Source organism: Paracidovorax wautersii (genome assembly GCF_031453675.1).
Classification (GTDB): Bacteria; Pseudomonadota; Gammaproteobacteria; order Burkholderiales; family Burkholderiaceae_C; genus Paracidovorax.
This window is the reverse complement of sequence record NZ_JAVIZX010000001.1, coordinates 3,157,163-3,183,888: the sequence shown is the minus strand read 5'-3', so window position 1 is coordinate 3,183,888 and position 26,726 is coordinate 3,157,163. Positions and strand designations below refer to the sequence as shown.

Genomic DNA, 26,726 nt, shown 5'->3' with positions numbered 1-26,726 from the left:
CCTGCACCGTCCATGAAACTGCTGATCGACTTCTTCCCCATCATCCTGTTCTTCGCCGCGTTCAAGGTCTGGGGCATCTATACCGCCACCGCAGTGGCCATCGTCGCCACCGTGCTGCAGATCGCCTACCTGCGTGTGCGCCACGGCAAGGTCGAGCCCATGCAGTGGGTCAGCCTGGGGGTGATCGTGGTCTTCGGCGGCGCCACGTTGCTGGCCCACAGCGAGACCTTCATCAAGTGGAAGCCCACGGTGCTGTACTGGCTGATGGGGGGCGCCCTGCTGATCGCGCAGCTGGTGTTCCGCAAGAACCTCATCCGCTCGCTGATGGGGGCGCAGATGACGCTGCCCGACAACGCCTGGCGCACCCTGAACTGGAGCTGGGCCGGCTTCTTCGCAATCATGGGCGTGGTCAACCTGTGGGTGGCCTACACCTTCGACACCGATACCTGGGTCAACTTCAAGCTGTTCGGCGGCCTCGGCTTCATGCTCGTCTTCGTCGTGGCGCAGGCCCTGTACCTGAGCCGCTACCTCAAGGAGGAGGAAGACAAGCAACCCACGGACGTGCAGCCATGAGCGGACAGCCCATCACCGCCGAGGCCATGCATGCCCGGCTGGCCGGGCGGCTGGCTCCCACGCATCTGGAAGTCATCGACGAAAGCGCCGCCCACGCAGGCCATGCCGGGGCCAATGGCACGGGCTTCGGTACCCATTTCCGGGTGCGGATCTCGTCACCTTTGTTTACCGGCAAGGCCCGCGTGGCCCAGCATCGCCTTGTGTATGATGCGCTGCAGGTTTTCATTGACCAGGGCGCCCACGCCATCGCCATTGAAGTTCTCTGATTCGCCCTCAGCTGACGGGCTTGCAGCCAAGGTTGGTTGCTATCAATTTCCTTTTTGTGGATTTCCAATGAAGAAAAAGCTCTTGTCCGGCCTGGTGGCCGCTGCCATGCTGGGCACCGTAGTGCTGCCCGTGTCTGCGCAGAACATCGCCATCGTCAACGGCAAGGCCGTTCCCAAGGAACGCGCAGATGCCTTGAAGCAGCAAGTGGAACGTTCCGGCCGCCCGGTGACCCCTGAAGTCGAAGGCCAGATCAAAGAGGAAGTGATCGCCCGTGAGATCTTCATGCAGGAAGCGCAAAAGCGCGGCCTCGAAGGATCCGCCGACTACAAGGCCCAGATGGAACTGGCCCGCCAGACCATCCTGATCCGCGAGTTGTTCGTGGACTACCAGAAGAACAACCCGGTCACTGACGCTGAAATCCAGGCCGAGTACGACAAGTTCGCCGCGGCCAATTCCGGCAAGGAATACAAGGCCAGCCACATCCTGGTCGAGAAGGAAGACGAGGCCAAGGCCATCATCGCCTCCCTGAAGAAGGGCGCCAAGTTCGCCGACATCGCCAAGAAGCAGTCCAAGGATCCCGGATCCGGCGCACGCGGTGGCGATCTGGACTGGGCCAGCCCCAACAGCTACGTCCCCGAGTTCACCGAAGCACTGGTGAAGCTCGAAAAGGGCAAGACCACGCAAACCCCCGTGAAGAGCCAGTTCGGCTGGCATGTCATCCGCCTGGACGACGTGCGCGAAGCGCAGCTGCCCAAGCTGGAAGAAGTGAAGCCGCAGATCGCCCAGCAACTGCAGCAGCAGAAGCTGGCCAAGTTCCAGGAAGACCTGCGCACCAAGGCCAAGGTCGAGTGATCCGGCTAGGTCGAATGACCTGTTTAGAAAAAGCGGCCCGTGGGCCGCTTTTTTATTTGCCGCTCGCGGGACGGTAGAGGAACCACTAACGGGTGCCGCCGTGCGCCGGCCCGCTGGCGTGTGGCCTACCCGCTTGCCGCGCAACCCAGGCGCTCAGCCCAGCCACCACCCCACAGCCATCAGACCGCCGATCATCACCGGCTGGTGCAGCATGTAGTAGCTGAGGCTCCAGCGGCCCAGCCATGCCAGCGCGCGGCCCGGTGCAGACAGGGGCGCGGCGAGCACAGCAGGCCGCAGGCCCAGTATCCACTGCCCCGCCGCCATGCCCCACCAAATCACGCCCAGCCAGGGGAAAAGCGGCACATAGTCCTCGGTGAAGGGCTTGCGGGACACCAGCCCGAGCCAGTTGAGTGCGCGGCTGTCGAAGACGGAAGCCCAGGCATGCCACGGTCCGGCCAGCAGCCATTGTGCGGCCCAGGGCGCCGCCAGGGCCAGCAGGCCCATCGGCCATAGCCACGGACCCGCTCCGGACGTCAGGCGGGTGATCAGCAGCATCGCGGCCATGCCGTGCAGCACCCCGAAGTAGATGAAGCTGCGGGGAAACATCCAGGCAGATCCGAGCGTGACCAGCAGCGCGCACGCCACGATCTGCCCCCAGCGGCGCCAGAAGCGCGGCCATGCCACGCCCTGTTGCCACGCAATGGCCTGCCCGAAGCCGGCACACAGCAGAAACAGGCTCACGATCATCGTGCGCTGCACGGTCCAGAACGGATCCGCGCGGAACTCCTGGGGCCAGTACCCGAAGTGGCTGAGATCGAAGCAGAAGTGAAACACCGTCATCCACACCATGGCCACGCCGCGTAGGGCGTCCACCGCATCCAGGCGCGCCGCTGCAGGCCGCGCAGCCGCGGGGGGTTGCATGTCATCTGTCGAACGCATGGCTATGCAGTTTCTCCGTTCTTGCGCGCCGGACTTCCCACAGATGGGAGCAGGCAGGGGTAAACGGCGAGCCTACACCAAGCCGTCAACGGGATGGACGGATGGAGGTGCCGCGGCGCAGAGCGGAATGGGCCACATCGTAGCGGGCAGCGTTGGGAGGCACAGGTATGCCAGGACCGGGCGAAGCGAAGCGTCTGGAAGTCGGAAACGGCGTTCCACCGTCGCCTGCAGGACCGTCTTGCTGACCGTTGAGAGGGCCGTGCGGTCCATTTGCGCGATCTGGTGCCTAGTGGGACCCGCCACCTGGTGGCGGAACGTGCGCCGGCCGCTCCGTACCGAAGCTCTCGCCAGGGTCGTAGACCTTGTCGGGCGCGAACAGGAAAGTGCCGCCCAGGAGCAACACGGCCGCGATCGCCACACATCCCAAGACGATCAGAGCTGCGCGGCTTCTCTTCTTCCGATCCGGCAGGTGCGGCGGGCCGCGCGGGCGGTCGGGAGCTTCAGGACGTGGGTCAGCGCGGGACATGGAAGGTTCCTTTTGGTGAGAACCATCCTAGAAACCGCTGCAGGCGCGAAGCTGTAGGACGTAAGCGGCACTGCCTACATTGCGTGCTTATAGCCCGCCGAAAATTCTGGCGAACCATCCTGGCCGACTCTGCTTTGCCACGCCACTATCCAACGGGAAGTCAGCAGTCTGCTCGCGTCGTGGCGATGGAAGGTGCGTCGTGAGTTTCCCGGGGCGCAGCAGATCCCCTGGATAGTCGGCATGTCCCAGACACAGGCTGTCATCCATGCCGAAGGCTTTGACGGCGGCTACCGCCTCCACACACCAGCGCCCGAAATACGCGCCGCCTTCGAAATTCTGCTCACCATACCGATGCCAATAGGGGCGGGCATTTTTCATCGCTGTCGTCTTGGCCAAGCCTCTTGCCGGAGGGCCGTGGAGTTCGAGATGCCATTTTTCCAGGAACGTCGATAGCAACAGGGCCTGTTCCGCCCTCGGCGCATTCACGGCGTCCAGCAGCCGCTCGTACGGCCTCGGATGGCAGAGCGCGGCGCCTATTTTGCGCCCCGACTGCCGAGACGCTATCACGCGATCCAACAAGGCATCCTCGCCTTCGTTTCCCACCAAGGTGATCAGCCGCTGCCATTGGTCATCCGGTATTTCAAGCACCAGCGCCAAGCCCACCAGCCAGAAGCAAACGATGTAGTGATCGAGATTCACCTTCCATGCGTGGCGCGTGTACTGTTGCTTCGCCGTCCAAACAGCGTATCCCAGACGTTCGGACTCTTCCCAGGCGTCCAGCAACGGCGGGAAATACGACCTCAGTTCGGTAATGGCGTCGCCCCGGGAGTAGCGCCGCAGCATTTGCTCATAGTGCTTTCGCACAAGGTTGAAAACATACTGCGGCCGATAGGACGGGTCACCTGCCGGCTCCGAAATCTGCTTCGTCATGTGGGCGATGTGCTCATCCGCATACGAGCACCATTCGTTCCAGTAAGAAGCACTTCCCATTGGCGAACGAACCATTGCGTCCCCGCACATTTCTCAAGGCTTGGATTGTTACACGGTCAGCACGAAGGTGATGGACGGTACAACTCTGACCCGCTTCTGACTCCTGGCGCCCGATGCAGCCCGTGAATGAACAGGGCCAAGACGCTGAGCGCGAGGTTGTGCGGCCTGTCCAACGATCTAAAGACAGCCAACGACATATCCATTGCGCTGTGTCGCGCCGAAACCGACGCCGGCCCCGTCAGTCCGTCAGTCAGTGAACGCCGAATACGTCGATGATCGACTTGGCGTTGCGCAGTCCCACCGCGTACGCGGCCTCGGGCGTCGGATGCGAGCCGGTGATTCCTGCGCGAAGAAGCGGGAGTTGGTCCGGGAACACCATGATGGTGCAATCACAGTTGAACCCCCCTGCCCCATCGCTCACGGGCGTCGCGATGATCCTGTGACCACAATACTCCTCATAAGACGGAGCCTTCGCGGCATCCGCCAATCCTGCAGCGTGCATTCCGGCCTCCTGGCGTAGTGCAGGAATGGTAGACACCAGTCCCGCGCCGCCGTGTCAGGAATATTCCAGTCCGTCCTGCACAAAAGCTGCCTGCGATCACTCCGAGGCCGTGCCACCCCCTGCCGAGCCGTCGATGACACGTCTGGCCTGCGCCACGCCTGCGTGGTACGCAGCCTTCTGGGTTGCGAAGGGACCCTGGACCTGGCCGGTCTGGCGTTGGTGCTTGGGATCGGGCGGAATGACCAGGAAGTTGCATGACCACTCCCCGCCGGCACTCTCCACCGGAGTCGCCAAGATCTGGAAGCCCTGGTGAACTTCCTCTACCGGAGCAATGAATTCTTCGTGTGTGGCCATGGGTCCTCCTGCGAAGAGCCCATGCTATTCGGAGCGCGCGGCGCGCCTTGTGGGACGGACGGCAAACCGCTGGACCTCCTGAGACCCCTGTGCCCGGGCTTCCAGGTTCGCTGAGTCGCTCTGAACGACAAAAGGGGTTAGGTCTTGTGAACCTAACCCCTTGATATCAATGGTCGGAGCGGCGGGATTCGAACTCGCGACCCTCTGCTCCCAAAGCAGATGCGCTACCAGGCTGCGCTACGCTCCGACAACTGGCATTCTACCGTGCCGTTGCGGTCGCCCCGGGCAAAAACGGATGTTTTTGCCATATTTCGATGGGTTCGACGCAACGCCCTGCCTCAACGGGGAGAGGGACCCGGGCCGCGGCCGGCCAGGTGGCGGAAGGTGATGCGGCCCTTGGTCAGGTCGTAGGGCGACATTTCCAGCGACACCTTGTCGCCCGCCAAGATGCGGATGTGGTGCTTGCGCATCTTGCCGCCGGTATAGGCGATGAGTTGGTGCCCATTGTCCAGCGTTACGCGAAAGCGCGAGTCCGGCAGCACTTCCGTCACGGAGCCCTGCATCTCGATCAGTTCTTCTTTGGCCATGGTTCAGTCAATCTATCAATAACAAATATTCTGTGGCGAGCATGCACGCGTTCCTGTGCGGCGGCCGTCCACCGACCACCGGGGCCCTCGGGGGCCCTGGGAACGGAGCATTGCAGGCAGGGGAGTCGCTGCACCCGGGGCGCAGGCAAGCAGTGAGGCCGGGCAGACGGCTTGGATGGACAGGCGAAGCGCTGTGCAAAAGCCTTCCTATTGTACCGCGGCGCGGGATCGCATGCCTAGGCGGGCACCACGGCCCGCGCCAGGGCGCGCACCAGACCGGTCTGGGTGATGATGCCCACCAGTTCGCTCTGCGCATTCACGATGGGTAGATGGTGGTGGCCTGCTTCGGAAAAGAGGGGCACCAGATCCATCACCGGCTGGTCCTGCCTGGCCGTCTGCACGGGCTGTGACATCAGGGCCGAGACCGTCCGCGGCTGTTGGGGGCGACCGGTGACGAGCGCGCGCAGACGCTGGCCGATGCCCTCGTGCGCTTCCAGGTGGGCCAGCCGCATGAAGTCGGACACGGTGACGATCCCGACCACCCACCCGCGGCCATCCACGACGGGCACGGCCTTGATCTGCTCCTTGCGCATCAGCGCCCACGCGTCCTTGAGGGGCAACTCGCTGGTCACGGAGTGCACGGGGGCCGACATGATGTCGGCACACCGCAGCTCGCCCAGCGTGCGCTGGAATGCGGCCTTGCCGGCCAGCTGCAGCAGCCCTTCCAGATCGGCACGCCCGATGTCCAGCACAGCGTTGTAGTGCTGCAGGGCCATGTCCAGATCCTCCTGCGTGAAGCGCCCGGCCGGCCCCGCGCCGGCAGGCGGCGCGTGCTGGGCATGGGGATAGCGCCGTCCGGTGAGGCGGTGGAAAGCCATGGCCACGGCGACGAGCACCACCACATCGAGCAGCACAGGGAACCCAGCCAGCCGCAGCCCATCGCTCTGTGTCAGCACCACGTACAGCGCCATCGAGGCACCGGGCGGATGCAGGCAGCGCAGCGCCAGCATGGCGGCAATCGCCAGCCCCACGGCAAGCGCCCCGGCCACAGCAGCGTCGGTAACCAGCGCGGAACAGGCAGTGCCCACCAGGGCCGACAGCGTGCTGCCGGCGATCACCGGCCAGGGCTGGGCCATGGGACTGGTGGGCATGCCCAGGACCAGCACGGCAGAGGCGCCGAGCGAAGCCACCATCCACGGGCCCGGCATGGCGCCCCCCATCCACCGGCTGATCCAGGCCACGATGAGCACACCGATCACGGCGCCCGCCACCACGCGCGCGCCTTCCTGGCGGCTGATGTGCATGGGGGCCGGCAGCAGGCGGAGCATCCACGGGCGCAGATGCCGTGCCAGGGCAGCACGGCGGGAAGGCGTGGGCGACGAGGGATCGGGCATGGGTCAGGGGCCGCGCGGGCACGGACAGGCCAAGCGGCGGCAGAGGCAACGACGAGAGCGGCGATTGTGCCGCGTCCGCCCGCCCGGCACAGACACCGCCCTGCCGCTCCCGGCGGCGGGCGGGCGTGCGGCCTGCGCCGAATTGGCCGGTGCTGGCGTTTCCCTGGGCACGCCCGCCCGCAGTCACCCCCTAGAATCGATTGATCCGGGCCCACGCCTCGCGTCAGCCTCTCCTTACAAGACCCTGAGCCCCACCACGTGTCTGACCGCCTCGCCGTTCTTCCCCAATACCTTTTGCCCAAACAGGCGCTGACCGCCCTTGCCGGCCGCTTCGCTTCCGCCAGGGCGGGCCGCCTGACCACGGCGGCGATCCGCCGCTTCGTGGCGCGCTACCGCGTGGACATGGGCGAGGCGGCCGATCCGGACATCGGCAGCTACGCGACCTTCAACGACTTCTTCACGCGGGCCCTGCGGCCCGGTGCCCGCCCGCTGGCCGATGCGGCCGTGGTGTGCCCGGTGGACGGGGCGGTGAGCCAGCTCGGGCCCATCGAGCGCGACCAGATCTTCCAGGCCAAGGGCCACCGGTACTCGACCACGGCCCTGCTCGGCGGGGACGCGGCGCTGGCGGCCCAGTTCGAGAACGGCAGCTTCGCCACGATCTACCTGAGCCCGCGCGACTACCACCGCATCCACATGCCCTGCGACGGCCGCCTCACGCGCATGGTCCATGTGCCGGGCGATCTGTTCTCGGTCAACCCCCTCACCGCCCGCGGCGTGCCCGGGCTGTTCGCGCGCAACGAGCGCGTGGTGTGCATGTTCGACACGCCGATGGGCCCCATGGCGCTGGTTCTGGTGGGCGCGACCATCGTCGGCAGCATGGCGACCGTGTGGCATGGGCAGGTCAACCCGCCCCGCACCGGCACGCTGCGCAGCTGGGACTACAGCGGCCAGGACATCACCCTGCGCCAGGGGGAAGAGATGGGCCGTTTCCTGCTCGGCTCGACCGTCGTGCTGCTGTTTCCGGAAGGGGCTGTGCAGTTCCAGGCGGATTGGGATGCCGCACGCGCCGTGCGGCTGGGTGAGGCGATGGGGCAGCGCCCCGGCATGTAAGCAGGAGGGCGGTGCGCGCTGCCGCCCGACATGGCGCTATCAAAAAAATAGCTGCCAGCGCTTTACCCGCTTGATCTTGCGATGGTTATCGCCTTGAAGGTCAATCGCATCCAGCGCATGTAGCTCTCATTGAGATAGCACGCCATGGCTTGGTTTCAAGGCGCCTGCAGGTTGTGCGCCCTGCCCCTCCAAGCCCCATCGCACTGTGAATGGCGCCCAGGCCGGCGCGAATGTGTCAGCGGCAACGGCAACGGCGCATGTCCAAGCGGATGGGCCCGGCCAGGGCCGGCGGCCGACGGCGCCGGCAGAAGCGGCCTCAGCGCGCCTCAGGCACGCGCAGCGTAGTGAAGACCGTGGGCTCCAGCTGCACTGCGGAAGGGTCCACCGTGTTCTCGTGGCCCACCAGGTGAATGCGCAGCTGGTCGCGCTTGAGGCTGATATGGCTCACCGTCTCCCACCCTTTTCCCATGCGCACCCGGGTGCCGGGCTTGTACAGCGGCATATGGAAGCGTTCGCCCCAGCCCCAGACGGGCTCGCGCGGGGGAGCGGCGGGCGCAACCTCCACGCCCTGGGCGACTGCGAAGAGGTCATCGGCTGACACGTTTTCCATGGCGGTCATGGTAGCGGCTGCCCGACGCTCGCGGGGGCTTCCCGGGCGCGGCGGGCGATCTTTCAGGAGGCGCGTCGTTTTTCGGCGAATGCCAGAGCGGCTTCGATCATGCGGCGCAGGTGCGGCTCGATGCCGGCCGCCACCTCGGGCAGGTAGTCGAAGGGCATGGCTTCCTGCATGTAGCTGCTCTGCGTCATCTCCAGCTGCACGGCGTGGATGTTGCGCGCCGGATCGCCGTAGTGGCGCGTGATGTGTCCGCCCTTGAAGCGGCCATTGAGCACCGCGGTATAGCCCGTGGCGGCTTTACCGATGGCCAGCAGTTCCTCGGCCAGCGCCGGATCGCACGACGTGCCGTTGCCGGTGCCCAGGTTCAGGTCGGGCAGCTTGCCCTCGAAGAAGCGCGGCAGCACCGATCGGATGGAATGCGCGTCCCACAGCATGGCGACGCCGTGCGCGGCGTGGATGCGGTCCAGCTCCGCGCGCAACTGCGCGTGGTACGGCGCCCAGACGGCGTCGCGGCGCGCCGCGACCTCCGCATCGCCCGGAACGTCGCCCGCCGCGTAGATGGGCGTGTCGTCGAAGGTGTCCACCGGGCACAGGCCGGTCACGCTCTGGCCGGGGTAGAGGCTGGCGCCGTCGGGCGGCCGGTTCAGGTCGACCACGTAGCGCGAATGCGTGGCGACGAGGATGGAAGCGCCCAGTTCCTTGGCAAAGCCGTAGAGGCGCTCCAGGTGCCAGTCGGTGTCGTGCACCTGGCGGGCTTCATCGGTGAAGCGGGCGGCCAGGGCTGGCGGCACATAGGTGCCGACGTGCGGCATGGAGATCAGCAGGGGCGCCGTGCCCTGGTGGAAGAGGAAAGGCGGGGGGGCGGTATCTGTCATGAGGGCTGGGATTATCGGGAGAAAGCGGCCCGGTCAGGCGTTGGCGACGGTGGCCGATCGGGCGGCCACGAAGGCGGCTGCCGCGCTGTCGTGCAGCACATGGCGGCCGGCGTGCACGCGCTGCGTGCCGCCCACCCACAGGCTGTGCAGGGCCGACGTGCGGTGGCTGCCGAACACGTGGGCGCCCAGCATGCTGTCGGCCGGCAAGCCGGCCAGGGCGACGTGGCCGGCGTCCAGCGCCACCAGGTCCGCCTGCTGGCCCACGGCCAGGCCGGCAATGGGCCGGCCTGCCGCCTGCGCCCCGCCCTGCACGGCCTGCAGGGTCATGGCGGTGGCCACCTGCGGCTGCGTGGCCGAGGCCAGTACGTTGCGCTGGCGGCGCGCCAGGCGCTGGCCGTATTCCAGCATCAGCAGTTCCTCGGCCGCGTTCACACAGGCATGGCTGTCGGAGCCCACGCCCCAGCGCCCGCCGTGCTGCAGCCACAGCGGCATGTCGAAAAGGCCGTCGCCCAGGTTGGCCTCGGTCGTGGGGCAGATGCCGGCCACGGCGCCGGTGCGGGCGGCGGCTGCGTATTCGGCGGGCGTCATGTGCGTGGCGTGCACCAGGCACCAGCGCGCGTCCACGGGCGCATGCTGCAGCAGCCACTCGACGGGGCGCCGGCCGCTCCAGGCGATGCAGTCGTCGACCTCCTGCGTCTGCTCGGCGATGTGGATGTGGATGGGCGCCTGCGGGCTCAACGCCGTGAGGCCTTCCACCGCGGCGGCTAGGCTGTCGGGCGGCACGGCACGCAGCGAATGCGGAGCCAGGCCCAAAACACCCCCCAGCGCTTGTATGGCGGGAGAAAGGCGCTCCAATAACGAGAGCATGTTGTCGGTGCTGCGGATGAAGCGCGCTTGGGTTTCACGCGGCGCGTTGCCGCCGAAGCCGCTGGTCTGGTACAGCACGGGCAGCAGCGTGAGGCCGATGCCCGCCGTGCGCGCGGCTCGCAGCAGCGCATGGGCCAGCGTGGCGTCGTCGGCATAGGGCGTGCCGTCCTGGTCGTGGTGCACGTAATGGAACTCGCAGACCGATGTGTACCCCGCCTCCAGCATCTCCACGTACAGCCAGGTGGCGATGGCTTCCAGCGACTCGGGCGTGATGCGCGCAGCAAAGCGGTACATCAGGTTGCGCCAGCTCCAGAAGCTGTCCTGCCCGGTGGCGCGGTATTCCGTCAGCCCGGCGAAGGCCCGCTGGAACGCGTGCGAGTGCAGGTTGGACATGCCGGGAATCACCGGGCCGGGCGCCACCGGCGCACCGCCGCGCTGTGCGCCGGGCGTCACCGAGGTGAGCAGGCCGGCGGCATTCCATTGCAGCAACACGTCGCGCGCCCAGCCCGCGGGCAGCAAGGCATTTTCGGCGAACAAGGCGCCCGATGGGGAGGAAGACGGATCGTTCACAGGTCGAAAACCTTGCCAGGATTCATGAGGTTGAGCGGGTCCAGCGCCTGCTTGACGGCGCGCATGGCGGCCAGCTCGGCCGGCGTGCGGCTCACCGCCAGATACGGCTTCTTGTGCAGGCCGATGCCGTGCTCGGCCGACACGCTGCCGTGGAAGGCGGCCACCTGCTCGTACACCAGCGCCTCGACGGCGTGTTCTTCGCCGCTCACCGTACTGGCGTCCGTCGTCAGGTGCAGATTGCCGTCGCCCACATGGCCGAAGAACACTGTGTGGTGCGCGGGCCAGCGGGCGGTGAGCGCCGCCCGGCACGCGTCGGCGAAGCGGCCGATGTCCGCCAGCGGCAGGCTCACGTCGAAGTTGATGGGCGGGTGCATGTGCTCGGGCAGCACGGCCGTGGCCTCGCGGATCTTCCACAGCGCGCGCGCCTGGGCGTGCGACTGGGCGATGGCAGCGTCCAGCGCCAGGCCGGCCTCCATGGCCTCGCCCAGCACCGCCTCCAGCGCCGACTGCAAGGCGCCCTCTTCCGATCCGCCCACATCGACCAGCGCGGCGAAGGGATGTGCGGCATCGAACGGCTCGCGCAGTTGCTGCCAGGACAGCGAGGCCGCGACGAAGTCGCGCCACATGAGTTCATAGGCCGACACGGCTCCTGGAAAGCGCGCATGCAGCCGCGACAGCAGCGCCAGCGCCGCGTCAAAGGTCGGGAGCGCCACCAGCGCCGTGGCGCGTGCGGCCGGCGCCGGGCGCAGCCGCAGCACGGCGCGGGTGACCACACCCAGCGTGCCTTCCGCGCCAATGAACCAGTGCTTGAGGTCATACCCGGTGTTGTTCTTGAGCATGGGGCGCAGCATGGGCAGCACGCTGCCGTCTGCCAGCACCACCTCCAGCCCCAGCACCTGTTCGCGCAGCATGCCGAACTGCAGCACGCCATTGCCGCCCGCGTTGGTGGCGATGCCGCCGCCGATCTGCGCCGAGCCGCGGGCGCCCCAGTCCACGCCCAGCTGCAGGCCGGCGGCCGCAGCGGCTTCCTGCACGCTCTGCAGCGTGGCGCCGGCCTGGCAGGTGAGGGTGCCGGCCAGCGGGTCCACGGCCTCGATGGCGTGCATGCGGTCCAGCGACAGCGCGATGCCCTGCGCGCACGGCACCGCCGCGCCTGCCAGGCCGGTCAGCCCGCCCTGCGGCACCACGGGCACGCGGTGCGCGGTGCACAGGGCCAGCACGGCGGCCACCTGTTCGGTGCTGCGCGGGCGCACCAGCGCCAGCGGCGCGACGGGCGCGGTGCCGCTCCAGTCGGTGTGGTGGCGCGGGGGAATCGCATCGCCGGTCTGCACCGCGTCCGCTCCCACCGCCTGCACCAGGGCGTCGATGAACGTGAACGTGCTCATGCGCCGCCCTTCACCACCCTGCCCTGCCGCACGATGGTGTGCGCAGGTCGGTGGCCAAACCAGTAGGCCAGCTCGGCCGGTTCCTGCACGGACCAGAGCACGAAGTTGGCGGGCCGGCCCGCGGCGATGAGGCCGTGCGACTCCTGCAGGCCCAGCGCCCGGGCGGCGTGCGTGGTGATGCCGGCCAGCGCCTCGGGCACCGTCAACCGGAACAGCGTGCAGGCCATGTTGGCCATCAACAGCAGGCTCAGGGCGGGCGAGGTGCCCGGGTTGTGGTCGGTCGACACGGCCAGGGGCACGCCCGCATCGCGCAGGGCCTGGATGGGCGGCAGCTGCGTGTCGCGCAGCGTGTAGTAGGCGCCGGGCAGCAGCACGGCCACGGTGCCGGCCGCCTGCATGGCGGCGATGCCCTCGGCCGAGAGATGCTCGATATGGTCGCACGAGAGCGCGCCGTAGCGGGCCGCGAGCGCCGCTCCGCCCATGTCGCTGAGCTGCTCGGCATGCAGCTTGACCGGCAGGCCCAGCGCCTGCGCGGCCTGGAAGACCTGCTCGGTCTCTGCCAGCGTGAAGGCGATGCGCTCGCAGAACACGTCCACCGCATCGACCAGGCCTTCGGCGGCCAGCGCGGGCAGCATCTCCTGGCAGACGAGGTCGGTGTAGTCCTGGCTGCCTTGCGTTGTGCCCGCGTATTCGGGCGGCAGCGCGTGCGCGCCCAGGAAGGTGGTGCGCACCGTCACGCCCAGCGCCTCGCCCAGCCGGCGCGCCACGCGCAGTTGCTTGCGTTCGTGCGCCAGCGCCAGGCCGTAGCCGGATTTGATCTCGATGGCGCACACGCCCTCGTCCAGCAGGGCCTGCAGGCGCGGCAGTGCCTGCGCGAAGAGTTCGTCCTCCGAGGCCTCGCGCGTGGCCTTCACCGACGAGACGATGCCGCCGCCCGCGCGGGCCACCTCTTCGTAGGTGGCACCGGCAAGGCGCATGGCGAATTCGTTGGCGCGCTGACCGCCGTAGACCAGGTGCGTATGGCAGTCGACCAGCCCCGGCGTGACCAGGCGCCCCCCGCCGGCGTGGCGCGGCCCGGCGGCCCATTCGGCGGGCACCCCGCCCTGCGGCCCCACCCAACGCACCTGCCCCTGCTGCACGACCAGGCTGGCGCACTCGCCTTGCGGAATGGGCACATCGGGCTGCGCCAGCCCATCGGCCAGGCGCAGACAGGTCCACACGCCGTCGGCGCTGAAGAAGTCGGAACGGGAAAGGTCTTGCATGGCTGCCATTTGCTATCAACTAAATAGCTGCTTGCGCTTATTGCATGTGCGCTGCAGCCCTATTTCATTCAAACCGCGTCAGACCGGGTTCAGCGCCAGCCAGGCCAGCGTGCCGGTGCCGCGCGGCGCCAGGCTGGCGTGGGGTGTGCTGGCGCTCCACCACAGCCCCTGGCCGGGTTTGAAGACGGCGTCGCCCTGCGCGTCCTCGGAGGCCCAGGTGCCCTCCAGCACCATGCACAGCCCGGCGGGCGACACGCCCGGCTGCACCGAGCCGCGCACGATGTCGATGCCGCCCTTCCACGCGCCGCGGCGCAGCATCAGGTTGAAGTCCTGCGAGGTCGCGCCGGCCAGCGTGCAGTCCAGCGCCAACTCGCCCGCAAAGCAGAAAGGTTGCCACAGCTCGTCCAGCGCGTGCTGCAGCGATCCGTCGCGCGCCTGCAGGTGCAGGCCGCCGCCCTGCAGCAGCATGATGTGGCGGTCGATGCCCGGAAAGGCCGAGAACGGCCCGGCCTGCACGACGGTGGCCACGCTCACGCGCCAGTCGAAGGCCTCCATGCCCGCACCGGGCGGCCAGCAGGCCAGCTCGCGCGTGGCGCCGCCGCCGTTGCGCCATGGGGTGGAAGGGATGGTGGCCAAGTCGAAGCGTTGCATGGTGGGGCACCCTGGTGGACAAAACGTGAGTGTGCGCGGACGGCAAGGCGCGCCGCCGCAGCCCGGCGGCTTGCCCTTTACTTCACCATGGGCAGATTCAGCTGGTGCTTCTTGGCCGTGGCGATGGCGATGTCGTAGCCTGCATCGGCGTGGCGCATCACGCCCGTGGCCGGATCGTTCCACAGCACGCGGCCCAAGCGGGCGGCGGCTTCGTCGGTGCCGTCGGCCACGATGACCACGCCCGCATGCTGCGAATAGCCCATGCCCACGCCGCCGCCGTGGTGCAGGCTCACCCAGGTGGCGCCGCCGGCCGTGTTGAGCAGCGCGTTCAGCAGCGGCCAATCGCTCACGGCGTCGGTGCCGTCCTTCATGGCCTCGGTCTCGCGGTTGGGGCTGGCAACGGAGCCGGTGTCCAGGTGGTCGCGGCCGATCACGATGGGCGCCTTCAGCTCGCCGTTCTTCACCATCTCATTGAAAGCCAGCGCGGCCTTGTGGCGCTCGCCCAGGCCCAGCCAGCAGATGCGCGCCGGCAGGCCCTGGAAGGCGATGCGGTCGCGCGCCATATCGAGCCAGCGGTGCGTGTGCTTGTTCTCGGGGAACAGTTCCTTGATCTTGGCATCCGTCTTGTAGATGTCTTCCGGATCGCCTGACAGCGCCACCCAGCGGAACGGGCCCTTGCCCTCGCAGAACAGCGGGCGGATGTAGGCAGGCACGAAGCCGGGGAAGTCGAACGCGTTCTTCACGCCTTCGTCGAACGCGACCTGGCGGATGTTGTTGCCGTAGTCCACGGTGGGGATGCCCATGGCCTGGAAGTCGAGCATCGCCTGCACGTGCACCGCGCAGCCCTTGGCCGCCGCCGCCTTGAGCGTGGCGTGCTGACCGGGGTCGGCCGCTGCGGCGCGCCATTGCGGCACGGTCCAGCCCACGGGCAGATAGCCGTTGACGAGATCGTGCGCCGAGGTCTGGTCGGTCACGATGTCGGGCCTGGGGCCGCCGGCCTTGGCACGCTTGACCAGTTCGGGCAGCACCTCGGCCGCGTTGCCCAAGAGCGCGATGGAGACGGCCTCCTTGCGTGCGGTGTGGTGCGCGATGAGGGCCAGCGCATCGTCCAGGTCCTTAGCCTGCTTGTCCACATAGCGCGTGCGCAGGCGAAAGTCGATGCTGCTCTGCTGGCATTCGATGGCCAGCACGCAGGCGCCGGCCAGCACGCCCGCCAGCGGCTGGGCACCCCCCATGCCGCCCAGGCCGGCCGTGAGGATCCATTTGCCCGACAGGTCGTTGTTGTAGTGCTGGCGGCCGGCCTCGACGAAAGTCTCGAACGTGCCCTGCACGATGCCCTGGGCGCCGATGTAGATCCAGCTGCCGGCCGTCATCTGGCCATACATGAACAGGCCCTTGCGGTCCAGCTCGTTGAAGTGCTCCCAGGTGCCCCACTTGGGCACCAGATTGGAGTTGGCCAGCAGCACGCGCGGCGCGTTCTCGTGCGTCTTGAACACGCCCACCGGCTTGCCGGACTGGATGAGCAAGGATTCATCGGCTTCCAGCGTTTTGAGCGACGACAGGATCTGGTCGAAGCACTCCCAGTTGCGCGCGGCCCGGCCGATGCCGCCGTACACCACCAGCGACTGCGGGTTCTCGGCCACGTCCGGGTCCAGGTTGTTCTGCAGCATGCGGAAGGCGGCCTCGGCCAGCCAGTTCTTGCAGTGCAGTTCGCTGCCGCGCGGCGCGCGGATCACGCGCGTAGGGTCGTGGCGCGGATCGGCGGCCGTGGCGGACAGGATGGCGTCGTTGGCGTTCATGGGGTCACTCCTTCACGAATGGACAGTGCGAATGGGCAGTGCAAGGGATCACTGGAAGCTGGGCAGGCAGGCGGTCAACGGATCGGGCCAGGAAGCCTCTTGCGCCCAGACGCGTACGGCTTCGATATCGGGGGCGAGGTAGCGGTCCTGCTCCAGGAAGGCCACGCGTGTGCGAATGGCCGCGAACTGGGCTTCGATGAGGACGGAGCTCTTGATCGATCTGTCGAATTCCATGCCTTGCGCTGCGGCCATGGCCTCGATGCCGACGATCACGCCCGTGTTGCGCACCATGTCCAGCAGGCGGCGCGCGGCGTAGGTGGCCATGGAGACATGGTCTTCCTGGTTGGCCGAGGTGGGCAGGCTGGTCACGCTGCTGGGGTTGGCCAGGCACTGGTTCTCGGTGGCCAGGGCGGCGGCGGTGACCTGGGCGATCATGAAGCCGGAGTTCACGCCGCTGTCCTGGATGAGGAAGGCCGGCAGGCCCGACAGGCCCGTGTCCAGCAGCAGCGCCAGGCGGCGCTCGGAGATGGCGCCGATCTCGGCAATCGCCAGCGCGAGGATGTCGGCCGCAAAGGCCACCGGCTCGGCGTGGAAGTTGCCGCCCGAGATCACCTCGCCCGTGTCGGTGAAGACCAGCGGGTTGTCCGACGCCGCATTGGCCTCGATCTGCAGCACGCGGGCCGCGTGGTTCAGGTTGTCCAGGCACGCGCCCATCACCTGGGGCACGCAGCGGATGGAATACGGGTCCTGCACGCGCCCGCAGTGCGGGTGCGAGGTGTCGATGGCGCTGCCGTCGAGCAGCGCACGCACGGCAGCCGCCACGGCGATCTGCCCGGCCTGGCCGCGCGCTTCGTGGATGCGCGCATCGAACGGCTTCACCGAGCCCTTGATGGCCTCCAGCGTCAGGCAGCCCGCCACCAGCCCGGCGGCGAACACGCTCTCGGCGCCGAACAGCCCGGCCAGCGCAAGCGATGTGGAGACCTGCGTGCCGTTCAGCAGCGCCAGGCCCTCCTTGGGGCCGAGCACGAAAGGCTCCAGCCCGATGGAGGCCATGGCCTCGCGGCCGGAGACGACCTGCCCGTTCACCTTGGCGAAGCCTTCACCGATGAGCACGCAGGCCAGATGCGCCAGTGGAGCCAGGTCGCCCGAGGCACCCACCGAACCCTTGGCGGGGATGACGGGCAGCACATCGGCATTGGCCAGGGCCAGCAGCGCCTCGACCAGCGCGGTGCGCACGCCCGAGTGCCCCCGTGCCAGGCTTACGGCCTTGGTGGCCAGCACCATGCGCACCACGTCGTCGGGCAGCGGGTCGCCCGTGCCCACGCTGTGCGACAACACCAGGTTGCGCTGCAGCTCGGCCAGGCGGTCGTGGGCGATCTTCGTGCTGGCCAGCTTGCCGAAGCCGGTGTTGATGCCGTAGACCACCTGGTCCTCTTCCACGATGCGGTCCACCGTGGCCTTGGAATCGGCCATGCCGGCGAGCGCAGCCGGGTCGAGCGACAGGACTACGCCGCCCGCGGCGATATGGCGCAGTTCGGCCAGGGTGACGCGGCCGGGGTGGAGCACAAGAGAGGACGAAGGGTTCATTGTGTCATCCTGTATATACAAGTTGATGCCAGAAAATTAGCGCGGCGTGGCCGCAGCGGATCGCCCGTATTGAACCATGACACGATCAACTTGTATATACAGGTTGAACACCATTTTTCAGCCTACCAGCGGGTTGCCATCCGCGCGGAAGCGGCTGCCCAGCCGGTAGCGCGAGCCCGGATGCAGGCAGCGCACCATGGTCACCGGCATGCCTCGCGACCAGGTGCGGCGGGTGAGCAGCAGGCACGGGTCGGTCACCGCCATGTCGAGCAGGCGGGCCTGTTCGGCGGTGGGCAGCACGGCATCCACCACGTGTTCCATCTGGTCGAACGGCACATTGCGCACCAGGAACTCGGAGGGCTGCAGCTGGGTGAAATCCTGCGTGGCGAAGTGCGGCACAGCGCGCGGGTTGACGTAGCGGTCTTCCAACTGCACGGGGACACCGTCTTCGCGGTGCACGCACACGCAATGGAACACCGATTCGCCGGTGCGCAGGTCCAGCGCCGCGGCGATCTCCATCGAGGCGGAGATGCGTTCGACCGACAGCACGTCGCAGCGGTAGTCGTGGCCGCGCTGGCGGATCTCGCTGGCCAGGTTGGCGATCTGCAGCAGCGTGGACTGCGGCTTGTCCTCCGCCACAAAGCTGCCCACGCCGGCCACGCGCACGATGCGGCCCTGCTCCACCAGTTCGCGCAGCGCGCGGTTCACGGTCATGCGCGACATGCCGAACTGCAGCACCAGCTCGTTCTCGGAGGGCAGGCGGTCACCGGCGCGCCACGATCCGTCCTGGATCTTGCGCACGATGTGGTCCTTGACCTGCTGGTACAGGGCCAGTGCGGGCTCGGCGCGCGCGGGCTTCTGCTGCTGCTGCGCCGGGCGGGGGTTGCGGTCGGTTGCGGTCATCGCGCGGGACTCTATCAGCGCGTGCAGCAGGGGCGGCAGACGGGCGCCATCAGTGCGCGTCCGCCGCCATCGACTCGGCGCGGATCTCTTCCGTCAGCCGCGCCTTCAGTTCCATGAACTCGGGCGAGGTCTTGATCGTGTAATGCCGCGGGTGCGGCAGATCGACGGCGATCTCGGTCTTGATGCGGCCGGGCCGCGCGCTGAACACGGCCACGCGGTTGGCCATGAAAATGGCCTCGTCGATGTCGTGCGTGACGAACAGCACCGTCTTGCGCTCGGCCTCCCAGATGCCCAGCAGCAGCTCCTGCATGAGCACGCGGGTCTGGTTGTCGAGCGCGCCGAAGGGCTCGTCCATCAGCAGGATCTTGGGGTCATTGGCGAGCGCGCGCGCAATCGCGGTGCGCTGCTGCATGCCGCCCGACAGCTGCTTGGGAAAGTGCTGCTCGAAGCCCCGCAGCCCCACCTTGGCGATGAAGTACGCGGCGCGCTCTTTCTGCTGCGCCTCGGGCATGCCGCGCTCGCGCAGGCCGAAGCGGATGTTCTGCTCGATGGTGAGCCAGGGGAACAGCGTGTAGCTCTGGAACACCATGCCGCGGTCGGCGCCGGGGCCCTCAACCGGGCGGCCGTCCAGCAGCACGCGGCCGCTGGTGGGGTAGTCGAGCCCGGCCACGATGCGCAGCATGGTCGACTTGCCGCAGCCCGAGGGGCCGAGGATGGTGACGAAGTCGTTCTCCTGCACCTGGAAATCCACCGGCAACAGGGCCTGCGTGGACTGCCCCTTGGGGCTGACGAACGTGCGCGAGACACCTCGAATGGACAGCAGGCTCATCGCAGGGCACTCCAAGCGAACAGGCGGCGGTTGGCGAGTTTGAAAAGTGCATCCGACACCAGCCCGATGAGGCCGATGACGATGATGCCGAAGATGATCTGCCCGGTGTTCAGCAGCGCCTGGCTGTCGGTGATCATGTGGCCGATGCCCGACGAGGAGCCGATCAGCTCGGCCACGATCACGTACGTCCACGCCCAGCCCAGCACCAGGCGCAGCGTCTCGGCGATGTCGGGCGCGGCGCCCGGAATGAGCACGCGGCGCACGATGCCCGTGGGCGTGGCGCCCAGCGTGTAGGCCGCCTCGACCAGGTCCTTGCGGGCGTTGCCCACGATGACGGCCACCATCAGGATGATCTGGAACACCGAGCCGATGAAGATCACCAGCAGCTTCTGCATCTCGCCCAGGCCCGCCCACAGAATGAGCAGCGGAATGAAGGCCGAGGCCGGCAGATAGCGGCAGAACGACACGAACGGCTCCAGGAACGCCTCGACGCCCTTGTGCGCCCCCATGCCGATCCCCAGCGGCACGGCCACGATGGCGGCCAGGATGAAGCCGCCCAGCACGCGCCACACCGTCATGCCGATGTCGTGCAAAAAGCCGAACTGCGTGAACAGCAGCCAGCCTTCCTGCACCATGGTGATGGGGCTGGCCAGGAAGGTGGGCGAGACGAAGCCGCCCAGCGTGGCCACGGCCCACACGGCAAAGAACAGGACGAAGAACGCCAGCCCGAGCAGCCAGCGCGCGCCGGCGCTCACGGGCTCCAGCGGCGCCAGGCGGCGCCGGCGCGCCGGGTGGCCGGAGTCCAGGGTCGGGGGGGTCGTGGGCGCAGCGCCCATCGCTCGGCTCATACGGCAGATCCTCAGGAAGGCAGGTTCGTCGGGTTCGTTCGGCAGTCAGGCAGCGGGAGCGGCGCGCTTACTTGATGAAGCGGTCGTCCACCATGGCTGCGTAGTTGTCCGGCAGCTTGCGGATCACGCCGGCCTCCAGCAGGATGGCCGCGGCGTCCTTCATGAACTGCTGCAGCTCGCCCGCGAAGAACTTCTGGTTGGCGGCCTTGTCCTGCCAGCGCAGGTAGGCGGACGACTTCGCGAAGGCTTCGCCCGTCTGCTTGACGGCGGTGCCCATGATCTCGTTGGCCTTGGCCGGGTCGGTCTTGATCATCTCCAGCGCATCGAAGTACGACTGCGTGAGCGCCTGTGCGGCCTGGGGGTTGGCCTTGAGCCAGTCGGGCGCGCAGCCCACCGTGTCCATGACCATCGGGTAGTCGATGGTGGTGGCCAGAATCTTGCCGGCCTGCGGGTTGGCGCGCACGGTCGACAGGTAGGGCTCGTACGTCATGGCCGCGTCGTTCTGGCCCGAGACGAAGGCCTGCGCGGCCGGCTGGGGCTCCAGCGAGACGGTCTTCACATCCTTGAGGCTCATGCCGTTCTTGGACAGCATCCAGGCCAGGCCGAAGTACGGCGCCGTGCCGGGCGCGCTCACGGCGATGGTCTTGCCCTTGAGGTCGGCAAAACCCTTCACGTCGTTGCGCACGGCGATGCCGTCGGCGCCGTAGGACTTGTCCATCTGGAAGATCTGCACGATGGGCACGCCGTTGGTGTTCCACGCGACGTGCGTCTCGACCGTGGTGGCGGCGCACTGGATGGCCTTGGAGGCCAGGGCCAGGTGGCGGTCCTTCTGCGGAATCATCTTGAGTTCCACGTCCAGGCCGTTCTTCTTGAAGATGCCGGCCTTGTCGGCCAGCGTGAGCGGGGCGAAGCCGGTCCAGCCGGACATGCCCAGCGCGATCTTCGTCTCCTGCGCGTGGACCGCCGTGGCGGTTCCCAATACCAGCGCGCCCGTCGCCACCAGCGACGCCATCTTCACCACCATCGTTCGGCTCATCTTCAGCTCCTGTTGAAAAAACGGCTTTCGTGCAGGACTCGGCACGCCGCGCGGCCGCGATGATGCGCTCGCGTCCATACCTGTCTATACAGGGTTAACGCGCACGCATCCCGAAATCACGGGCAGCCTGCACCACGCCAGTGCGCTCTGCCTGCACAAGGCGGGTGGAATGCAAGACGCGGGCCAGCCCCGACCGCCCCGCCGGTGACGCGCCCAGGGCTGTCGCGGCATCGCTATTTATTTGATAGCTGGATGCGCTTATCACGCAACACGCTCAGCACCTAATGTATTGAAATTGCTTGAAATACAAGCGCATACAGCTCCTGATTCAGGAGCAGCAGCCAGGCGCCCGGCGTCTTTACGCTTTCTTTATGCCGCCCCCCGCACTCTGTGCACCGTCTTTGCGCGCCCGTTTCCAGAATCGCCGCCATGTCTGAACCCCGAGGAGGAACGATGGACCTGGTATGGATCGGCGCCCTGGCGGCGCTGTGGGTGGCGGCCGCCGAACTGGCCCTGTGGCTGCACCGGCTGGGCCGGCCGCGCAAGGAACAGCGCCCATGATCGCGCTGCACATGCTGTACGGCCTGGCGGCCATCGTGGCCGTGCTGCTGCTGGCCTATCTGGTGTTTGCGCTGATCTGCGCGGAGGAGTTCTGACATGGGCGCTTCCGCCTGGGGGCTGCTGGCCCTCTTCCTCACCGTGTTGGTCGCTGCGGCCTGGCCGCTGGGCCGGGCGCTGGCCGCCGTCTGCCGCGGCGATCTGCCGCGCTGGATGCGCCGCTTCGAGGCGCCGGTCTACCGCCTGTGCGGCATCGACCCCGGCGAGTCCATGCCCTGGCACCGGTACGCGCTAGGCCTGCTGGCCTTCAACGGGCTGGGTGCGCTCTTGCTCTACGGCCTGCAGCGGGCACAGGCCGTGCTGCCGCTCAACCCGATGGGCCTGGGCGCCGTGGCCGGCGACTCGGCCTTCAACACGGCGGTGAGCTTCGTCGCCAACACCAACTGGCAAGGCTACGCGGGCGAGTCCACCATGAGCTACCTCACGCAGATGCTGGGCCTGACGGTGCAGAACTTCCTGTCCGCCGCGACCGGCATCGCCGTGGCCTTTGCGCTGGCACGCGGCTTTGCCTCGCGAGGCCAGAGCGCCGCCGGCCAGCCGAAGGAAGCGGGCCGGGTGGGCAACTTCTGGGCCGACATCACGCGCATCACCCTGTGGGTGCTGCTGCCGCTGTCGTTCGCCATCGCCCTCGTGCTGGCGGGCCAGGGCGTGATCCAGAACTTCAGCGCCTCGGCTACCTCGGACCTGCTGGAGACGGTGCATTACGAAGCACCGAAGCTCGACGCCGCCGGCCAGCCGGTGCTGGACGCGAGCGGCGCGCCCGTGCTGCAGCCGCAGCAGAGCGCCACGCAGACGCTGGCCATGGGCCCGGTCGCCTCGCAGGAGGCCATCAAGATGCTGGGAACCAACGGCGGCGGCTTCTTCAACGCCAACTCCGCCCACCCGTACGAGAACCCCACGGCGCTGAGCAACCTGGTGCAGATGCTGGCGATCTTCCTCATCCCGGCCGCGCTGTGCTTCGCCTTCGGCCGCGTGGTGGGCGACCAGCGCCAGGGCGTGGCCGTGCTCGCCGCGATGGCGCTGATGTTCGTCGTGGCCGTGGTGGTGCTGACCGGCGCGGAACAGGCCGGCAACCCGCTGCTGGCGCCGCTGGGCGCCGACCAGGCCGCCAGCGCGCTGCAAAGCGGCGGCAACATGGAAGGCAAGGAAGTGCGCTTCGGCATCGATGCGTCCGCGCTGTTTGCCGTGGTGACCACGGCCGCCTCGTGCGGCGCGGTCAACCTGATGCACGACTCGCTCACCCCGCTGGGCGGCATGGTGCCGCTGGTGCTGATGCAGCTGGGCGAAGTGGTCTTCGGCGGCGTGGGCTCGGGCCTGTACGGCATGCTGGTCTTCGCCATCCTGGCGGTGTTCATCGCCGGGCTGATGATCGGCCGCACGCCGGAGTACCTGGGCAAGAAGATCGAGGTGCACGAGATGAAGCTCACCTCCATCGCCATCCTGGTCACGCCGCTGCTGGTGCTGGTGGGCACGGCAGTGGCCGTGAGCACCACGGCCGGCACCGCCGGCGTGGCCAACCCGGGGGCGCATGGCTTCTCCGAGATCCTCTACGCGCTGACCTCCGCCGCCAACAACAACGGCAGCGCCTTCGCGGGCCTGTCGGCCAACACGCCCTTCTACAACGCGCTGCTGGCCCTGGCGATGTGGCTGGGCCGCTTCGGCGTGATCGTGCCCGTGCTGGCGATTGCCGGCGCGCTGGCGGCCAAGCAGAAGCTGCCTGCCACGGCCGGCACCCTGCCCACGCACGGCCCGCTGTTCGTGCTGCTGCTGGTGGCCACGGTGTTGCTGGTGGGCCTGCTGAACTACGTGCCCTCGCTGGCCCTGGGCCCGGTGGTGGAGCACCTGATGCTGTGGAAGCAGCCGTGAACCGAGTCATCCCCTCATGAAAACCAGTCAATCCCTGTCCCTGATGGACCGCGCCCTGCTCGCCCCCGCGCTGCGCGGCGCGTTCACCAAGCTCAACCCGGCCGCGCAGTGGCGCAACCCGGTGATGTTCGTGGTCTACGTCGGCAGCATCCTGACGACGTTGCTGTGGCTGCAGTCCCTGCCCTGGAGCGGCGGCAACGGCGATGCCGGCGGCATGCAGCCCCGCTTCATCCTGGCCATCGCCCTCTGGCTGTGGTTCACCGTGCTGTTCGCCAACTTCGCCGAGGCGCTGGCGGAAGGCCGCAGCAAAGCCCAGGCCGCATCGCTCAAGGGCCTGCGCAAGGACACCTGGGCCAAGAAGCTCAAGGGCGCGGCCACGGGCGCCACCTCGGCCTGGCTGCCCGAACAGGCACACAACCTGCGCAAGGGCGACGTGGTGCTGGTGGAATCCTGCGACGTGGTGCCGCTGGACGGCGAGGTGGTGGACGGCGTGGCCTCGGTGGACGAGAGCGCCATCACCGGCGAGTCGGCCCCCGTGGTACGTGAATCGGGCGGCGACTTCTCGGCCGTGACCGGCGGCACCCGCGTGCTGTCCGACTGGCTGGTGGTGCGCATCAGCGTGAACCCGGGCGAGTCCTTCCTCGACCGCATGATCGGCATGGTGGAGGCCGCACGCCGCCAGAAGACGCCCAACGAGATTGCGCTGACCATTTTGCTGGTGGCGCTGACCATCGTGTTCCTGGTGGTGACCGCCACGCTGCTGCCCTATTCGCTGTTCAGCGTGCAGGCGGCGGGCGCGGGCACGGCCGTGTCGCTGGCCGCGCTGATCGCGCTGCTGGTGTGCCTGATCCCCACCACCATCGGCGGGCTGCTGTCGGCCGTGGGCGTGGCCGGCATGAGCCGCATGATGCAGGCCAACGTGATCGCCACCTCGGGCCGCGCGGTCGAGGCGGCCGGCGACGTGGACGTGCTGCTGCTGGACAAGACCGGCACCATCACCCATGGCAACCGCCAGGCGCATGCCTTCCTGCCCGCGCCGGGCGTGGCGGCCGACCAGCTGGCGCGCGCCGCGCTGCTGGCCTCGCTGGCCGACGAGACGCCCGAGGGCCGCAGCATCGTGGAACTGGCACGCACCCAGGGCCTGGCGGGCGCCCCCGCGCAAGCCCCCGACGGCGCGCAGTTCGTGCCCTTCACGGCCCAGACGCGCATGAGCGGCGTGGACCTGCCGCCCACCGCGCTGAGCCTGGACGCCGCCCCGGTGCCGCTGCGCAAGGGCGCCGTGGAAGCGCTGCGCCGCCATGTGGAGGGCCTGGGCGGCCGGCTGCCCCCCGAGGTGGCGGCGGCGGCCGACGAGGTGTCGCGCCGCGGCAGCACGCCGCTGGCCGTGGCCGAGGGCGCGCGCGTGCTGGGCGTGGTCGAGCTGAAGGACGTGGTCAAGGCCGGCATCAAGGAGCGCTTCGCCGAGCTGCGCCGCATGGGCATCCAGACGGTGATGATCACCGGCGACAACCGGCTGACGGCCGCCGCCATCGCTGCCGAAGCCGGGGTGGACGACTTCATGGCCGAGGCCACGCCCGAGGACAAGCTGGCCCTCATCCGCAAGTACCAGGCCGAGGGCCACCTGGTCGCCATGACCGGCGACGGCACCAACGACGCTCCCGCCCTGGCCCAGGCCGACGTGGCCGTGGCCATGGGCAGCGGCACGCAGGCCGCCAAGGAGGCCGGCAACATGGTGGACCTGGACTCCAACCCCACCAAGCTGCTGGAAGTGGTGGAGACGGGCAAGGCGCTGCTGATGACGCGCGGCTCGCTCACCACGTTCTCCATCGCCAACGACGTGGCCAAGTACTTCGCCATCATCCCGGCGATCTTCGTGTCCACCTACCCGCAACTGGGCGCGCTCAACGTCATGCAGCTGGCCAGCCCGTCGTCGGCCATCCTGTCGGCCGTGGTGTTCAACGCGCTGGTCATCGTGTTCCTGATCCCGCTGGCGCTGAAAGGCGTGCGCTACCGCCCGGTGGGCGCCGCCACGCTGCTGCGCCGCAACCTGGCCCTCTACGGGCTGGGCGGGCTCATCGTGCCGTTCATCGGCATCAAGCTCATCGACCTGCTGCTGGCCGCAGCCGGCCTGGTCTGACCCCAAGGAGGTTCTTCCATGATCCGCACGATATTCCGTCCCGCCCTGGTGCTGCTGGTGCTGCTGAGCGCCGTCACTGGCCTGCTGTACCCCGCTGCCGTCACCGGCGCCGCGCAGGCGCTGTTCCCCTGGCAGGCCCAGGGCAGCCTGGTCGAGCGCGGCGGCCGCACCGTGGGCTCGGCCCTCATCGGCCAGCCCTTCTCGGACCCCGGCCACTTCTGGGGCCGCCCCTCCGCCACCGCGCCCCAGCCCTACAACGCCTCGGCCTCCGGCGGCTCCAACCAGGGGCCGCTGAACCCGGCGCTGACCGACGCCGTCACCGCCCGCGTGCAGGCGCTGCGCGCGGCCGATCCGGGCAACAGCCGGCCGGTGCCGGCCGATCTGGTCACGGCATCCGCCAGCGGCCTCGATCCGCACATCACCCCCGCCGCAGCGATGTACCAGGCGCCGCGCGTGGCGCGCGTGCGCGGTTTGCCCGAAGCCACCGTCCAGGCCCTGGTGCAGCAGCACACCGAGGCGCCCCTGTGGGGCCTGCTCGGCGAGCCCCGGGTGAATGTGCTGGCGCTCAATCTGGCGCTGGACACTGGCTCTGCGCGGCCGGCGCAGCCGTAAAGGGTGCCCTCGCCCATGCCGTGGCAATGGGCGGAAGCCGCCGCCCTCCTGCTGGCCGTTGCCGTGCTGGCGATCCCGCTGGCCCTGGCCTGGTGGCTCCTGGACCGGCCGCGTGCCGGACGCCCGCGGCGCCCCTGCGCCGCTGACGCCGCCGGCCCTTTTGGTCCCCTG

General features: G+C 68.3%; 27 protein-coding genes and 1 tRNA gene. 9 read left to right on the top strand and 19 right to left on the bottom strand.

Annotated elements, in window-relative coordinates; translation table 11 throughout:
* The first annotated feature begins 12 nt into the window (after positions 1-12).
* The 3 genes from QE399_RS14405 to QE399_RS14395 all read left to right on the top strand — a co-directional run bounded on the left by QE399_RS14405 (position 13) and on the right by QE399_RS14395 (position 1,692).
* Entirely contained in the window at positions 13-573 is a 561-nt protein-coding gene (locus tag QE399_RS14405; RefSeq protein ID WP_309829587.1) for a septation protein A, read from the top strand.
* Positions 570-839: a BolA family protein gene (locus QE399_RS14400; protein WP_309829586.1), complete on the top strand. Its 270-nt coding sequence runs from the start codon at positions 570-572 to the stop codon at positions 837-839. The genes QE399_RS14405 and QE399_RS14400 overlap by 4 nt, the downstream gene beginning before the upstream one ends.
* Before the next feature lie 67 nt (positions 840-906).
* Positions 907-1,692, top strand: a complete 786-nt coding sequence (locus QE399_RS14395) for a peptidylprolyl isomerase (RefSeq protein WP_309829584.1) — start codon at positions 907-909, stop codon at positions 1,690-1,692.
* Between the two features lie 153 nt (positions 1,693-1,845).
* Here the strand turns inward: QE399_RS14395 and QE399_RS14390 are convergent, their stop codons facing one another.
* From QE399_RS14390 to QE399_RS14360, 7 genes are all read right to left on the bottom strand, one after another.
* The gene (locus QE399_RS14390) at positions 1,846-2,613 is read right to left on the bottom strand and encodes a heparan-alpha-glucosaminide N-acetyltransferase (protein ID WP_309829582.1); all 768 of its coding nucleotides are present in this window, start codon (positions 2,611-2,613) and stop codon (positions 1,846-1,848) included.
* A gap of 631 nt (positions 2,614-3,244) precedes the next feature.
* Entirely contained in the window at positions 3,245-4,147 is a 903-nt protein-coding gene (locus QE399_RS14385; protein WP_309829580.1) for a PoNi-like cognate immunity protein, read from the bottom strand.
* Positions 4,148-4,397: 250 nt separating this feature from the next.
* Positions 4,398-4,649, bottom strand: a complete 252-nt coding sequence (locus QE399_RS14380; protein WP_309829578.1) for a hypothetical protein — start codon at positions 4,647-4,649, stop codon at positions 4,398-4,400.
* A gap of 96 nt (positions 4,650-4,745) precedes the next feature.
* Positions 4,746-5,003 (bottom strand): hypothetical protein, encoded by a 258-nt coding sequence (locus QE399_RS14375; RefSeq protein ID WP_309829576.1) that lies wholly within the window; start codon positions 5,001-5,003, stop codon positions 4,746-4,748.
* Between the two features lie 170 nt (positions 5,004-5,173).
* Positions 5,174-5,250 (bottom strand) — tRNA-Pro (locus tag QE399_RS14370).
* A 91-nt stretch (positions 5,251-5,341) separates the two neighbouring features.
* Positions 5,342-5,590 carry a translation initiation factor IF-1 gene (gene infA, locus QE399_RS14365; RefSeq protein ID WP_309829572.1) on the bottom strand — a complete coding sequence of 83 codons (249 nt, stop codon included), beginning with the start codon at positions 5,588-5,590 and terminating at the stop codon, positions 5,342-5,344.
* Positions 5,591-5,826: 236 nt separating this feature from the next.
* Positions 5,827-6,984 carry an HPP family protein gene (locus tag QE399_RS14360; RefSeq protein ID WP_309829570.1) on the bottom strand — a complete coding sequence of 386 codons (1,158 nt, stop codon included), beginning with the start codon at positions 6,982-6,984 and terminating at the stop codon, positions 5,827-5,829.
* Positions 6,985-7,242: 258 nt separating this feature from the next.
* Here QE399_RS14360 and asd point away from each other — a divergent pair, with 258 nt between their 5' ends.
* Positions 7,243-8,094, top strand: coding sequence for an archaetidylserine decarboxylase (gene asd / locus QE399_RS14355; protein WP_309829568.1), 852 nt, complete (start codon positions 7,243-7,245; stop codon positions 8,092-8,094).
* A gap of 316 nt (positions 8,095-8,410) precedes the next feature.
* Here asd and QE399_RS14350 read toward each other — a convergent pair whose 3' ends face one another.
* The 12 genes from QE399_RS14350 to QE399_RS14295 all read right to left on the bottom strand — a co-directional run bounded on the left by QE399_RS14350 (position 8,411) and on the right by QE399_RS14295 (position 21,322).
* A complete protein-coding gene (locus QE399_RS14350) occupies positions 8,411-8,704 on the bottom strand; it encodes a hypothetical protein (RefSeq protein ID WP_309829566.1) in 294 nt (97 codons plus the stop codon).
* 62 nt (positions 8,705-8,766) lie between these two features.
* Positions 8,767-9,585: an N-formylglutamate deformylase gene (gene hutG / locus QE399_RS14345; RefSeq protein WP_309829564.1), complete on the bottom strand. Its 819-nt coding sequence runs from the start codon at positions 9,583-9,585 to the stop codon at positions 8,767-8,769.
* A 33-nt stretch (positions 9,586-9,618) separates the two neighbouring features.
* The gene (locus QE399_RS14340) at positions 9,619-11,022 is read right to left on the bottom strand and encodes a formimidoylglutamate deiminase (RefSeq protein ID WP_309829562.1); all 1,404 of its coding nucleotides are present in this window, start codon (positions 11,020-11,022) and stop codon (positions 9,619-9,621) included.
* Positions 11,019-12,407, bottom strand: coding sequence for an FAD-binding oxidoreductase (locus QE399_RS14335; RefSeq protein WP_309829560.1), 1,389 nt, complete (start codon positions 12,405-12,407; stop codon positions 11,019-11,021). Before QE399_RS14335 ends, QE399_RS14340 begins: the two co-directional genes overlap by 4 nt.
* Complete coding sequence (gene hutI / locus QE399_RS14330) at positions 12,404-13,669, bottom strand: imidazolonepropionase (RefSeq protein ID WP_405043702.1); 1,266 nt, start codon at positions 13,667-13,669, stop codon at positions 12,404-12,406. Before hutI ends, QE399_RS14335 begins: the two co-directional genes overlap by 4 nt.
* A 78-nt stretch (positions 13,670-13,747) precedes the next feature.
* A complete protein-coding gene (locus QE399_RS14325) occupies positions 13,748-14,320 on the bottom strand; it encodes a HutD/Ves family protein (protein ID WP_309829556.1) in 573 nt (190 codons plus the stop codon).
* 77 nt (positions 14,321-14,397) lie between these two features.
* Complete coding sequence (gene hutU, locus QE399_RS14320; RefSeq protein WP_309829554.1) at positions 14,398-16,119, bottom strand: urocanate hydratase; 1,722 nt, start codon at positions 16,117-16,119, stop codon at positions 14,398-14,400.
* A gap of 48 nt (positions 16,120-16,167) precedes the next feature.
* Positions 16,168-17,706, bottom strand: coding sequence for a histidine ammonia-lyase (gene hutH / locus QE399_RS14315; protein WP_309829553.1), 1,539 nt, complete (start codon positions 17,704-17,706; stop codon positions 16,168-16,170).
* A gap of 117 nt (positions 17,707-17,823) precedes the next feature.
* Complete coding sequence (gene hutC, locus QE399_RS14310; RefSeq protein ID WP_309829551.1) at positions 17,824-18,609, bottom strand: histidine utilization repressor; 786 nt, start codon at positions 18,607-18,609, stop codon at positions 17,824-17,826.
* A gap of 49 nt (positions 18,610-18,658) precedes the next feature.
* Positions 18,659-19,438: an ABC transporter ATP-binding protein gene (locus tag QE399_RS14305; RefSeq protein WP_309829549.1), complete on the bottom strand. Its 780-nt coding sequence runs from the start codon at positions 19,436-19,438 to the stop codon at positions 18,659-18,661.
* Positions 19,435-20,286 (bottom strand): ABC transporter permease, encoded by an 852-nt coding sequence (locus QE399_RS14300; protein ID WP_405043700.1) that lies wholly within the window; start codon positions 20,284-20,286, stop codon positions 19,435-19,437. Before QE399_RS14300 ends, QE399_RS14305 begins: the two co-directional genes overlap by 4 nt.
* A gap of 67 nt (positions 20,287-20,353) precedes the next feature.
* The gene (locus tag QE399_RS14295; RefSeq protein WP_309829547.1) at positions 20,354-21,322 is read right to left on the bottom strand and encodes an ABC transporter substrate-binding protein; all 969 of its coding nucleotides are present in this window, start codon (positions 21,320-21,322) and stop codon (positions 20,354-20,356) included.
* Between the two features lie 429 nt (positions 21,323-21,751).
* Here QE399_RS14295 and QE399_RS14290 point away from each other — a divergent pair, with 429 nt between their 5' ends.
* Genes QE399_RS14290 through kdpC form a run of 5 tightly spaced genes read left to right on the top strand, consistent with a single transcriptional unit; the run spans position 21,752 to position 26,555 of the window.
* Positions 21,752-21,883 (top strand): hypothetical protein, encoded by a 132-nt coding sequence (locus tag QE399_RS14290; protein ID WP_309829546.1) that lies wholly within the window; start codon positions 21,752-21,754, stop codon positions 21,881-21,883.
* Entirely contained in the window at positions 21,880-21,978 is a 99-nt protein-coding gene (locus QE399_RS14285) for a potassium-transporting ATPase subunit F (protein WP_309829544.1), read from the top strand. The genes QE399_RS14290 and QE399_RS14285 overlap by 4 nt, the downstream gene beginning before the upstream one ends.
* 1 nt (position 21,979) lies before the next feature.
* A complete protein-coding gene (gene kdpA / locus QE399_RS14280) occupies positions 21,980-23,806 on the top strand; it encodes a potassium-transporting ATPase subunit KdpA (protein ID WP_309829542.1) in 1,827 nt (608 codons plus the stop codon).
* Positions 23,807-23,822: 16 nt separating this feature from the next.
* Positions 23,823-25,943 carry a potassium-transporting ATPase subunit KdpB gene (gene kdpB, locus QE399_RS14275; protein ID WP_309829540.1) on the top strand — a complete coding sequence of 707 codons (2,121 nt, stop codon included), beginning with the start codon at positions 23,823-23,825 and terminating at the stop codon, positions 25,941-25,943.
* A gap of 18 nt (positions 25,944-25,961) precedes the next feature.
* Entirely contained in the window at positions 25,962-26,555 is a 594-nt protein-coding gene (gene kdpC, locus QE399_RS14270; protein WP_405043698.1) for a potassium-transporting ATPase subunit KdpC, read from the top strand.
* Positions 26,556-26,726 lie beyond the last annotated feature (171 nt).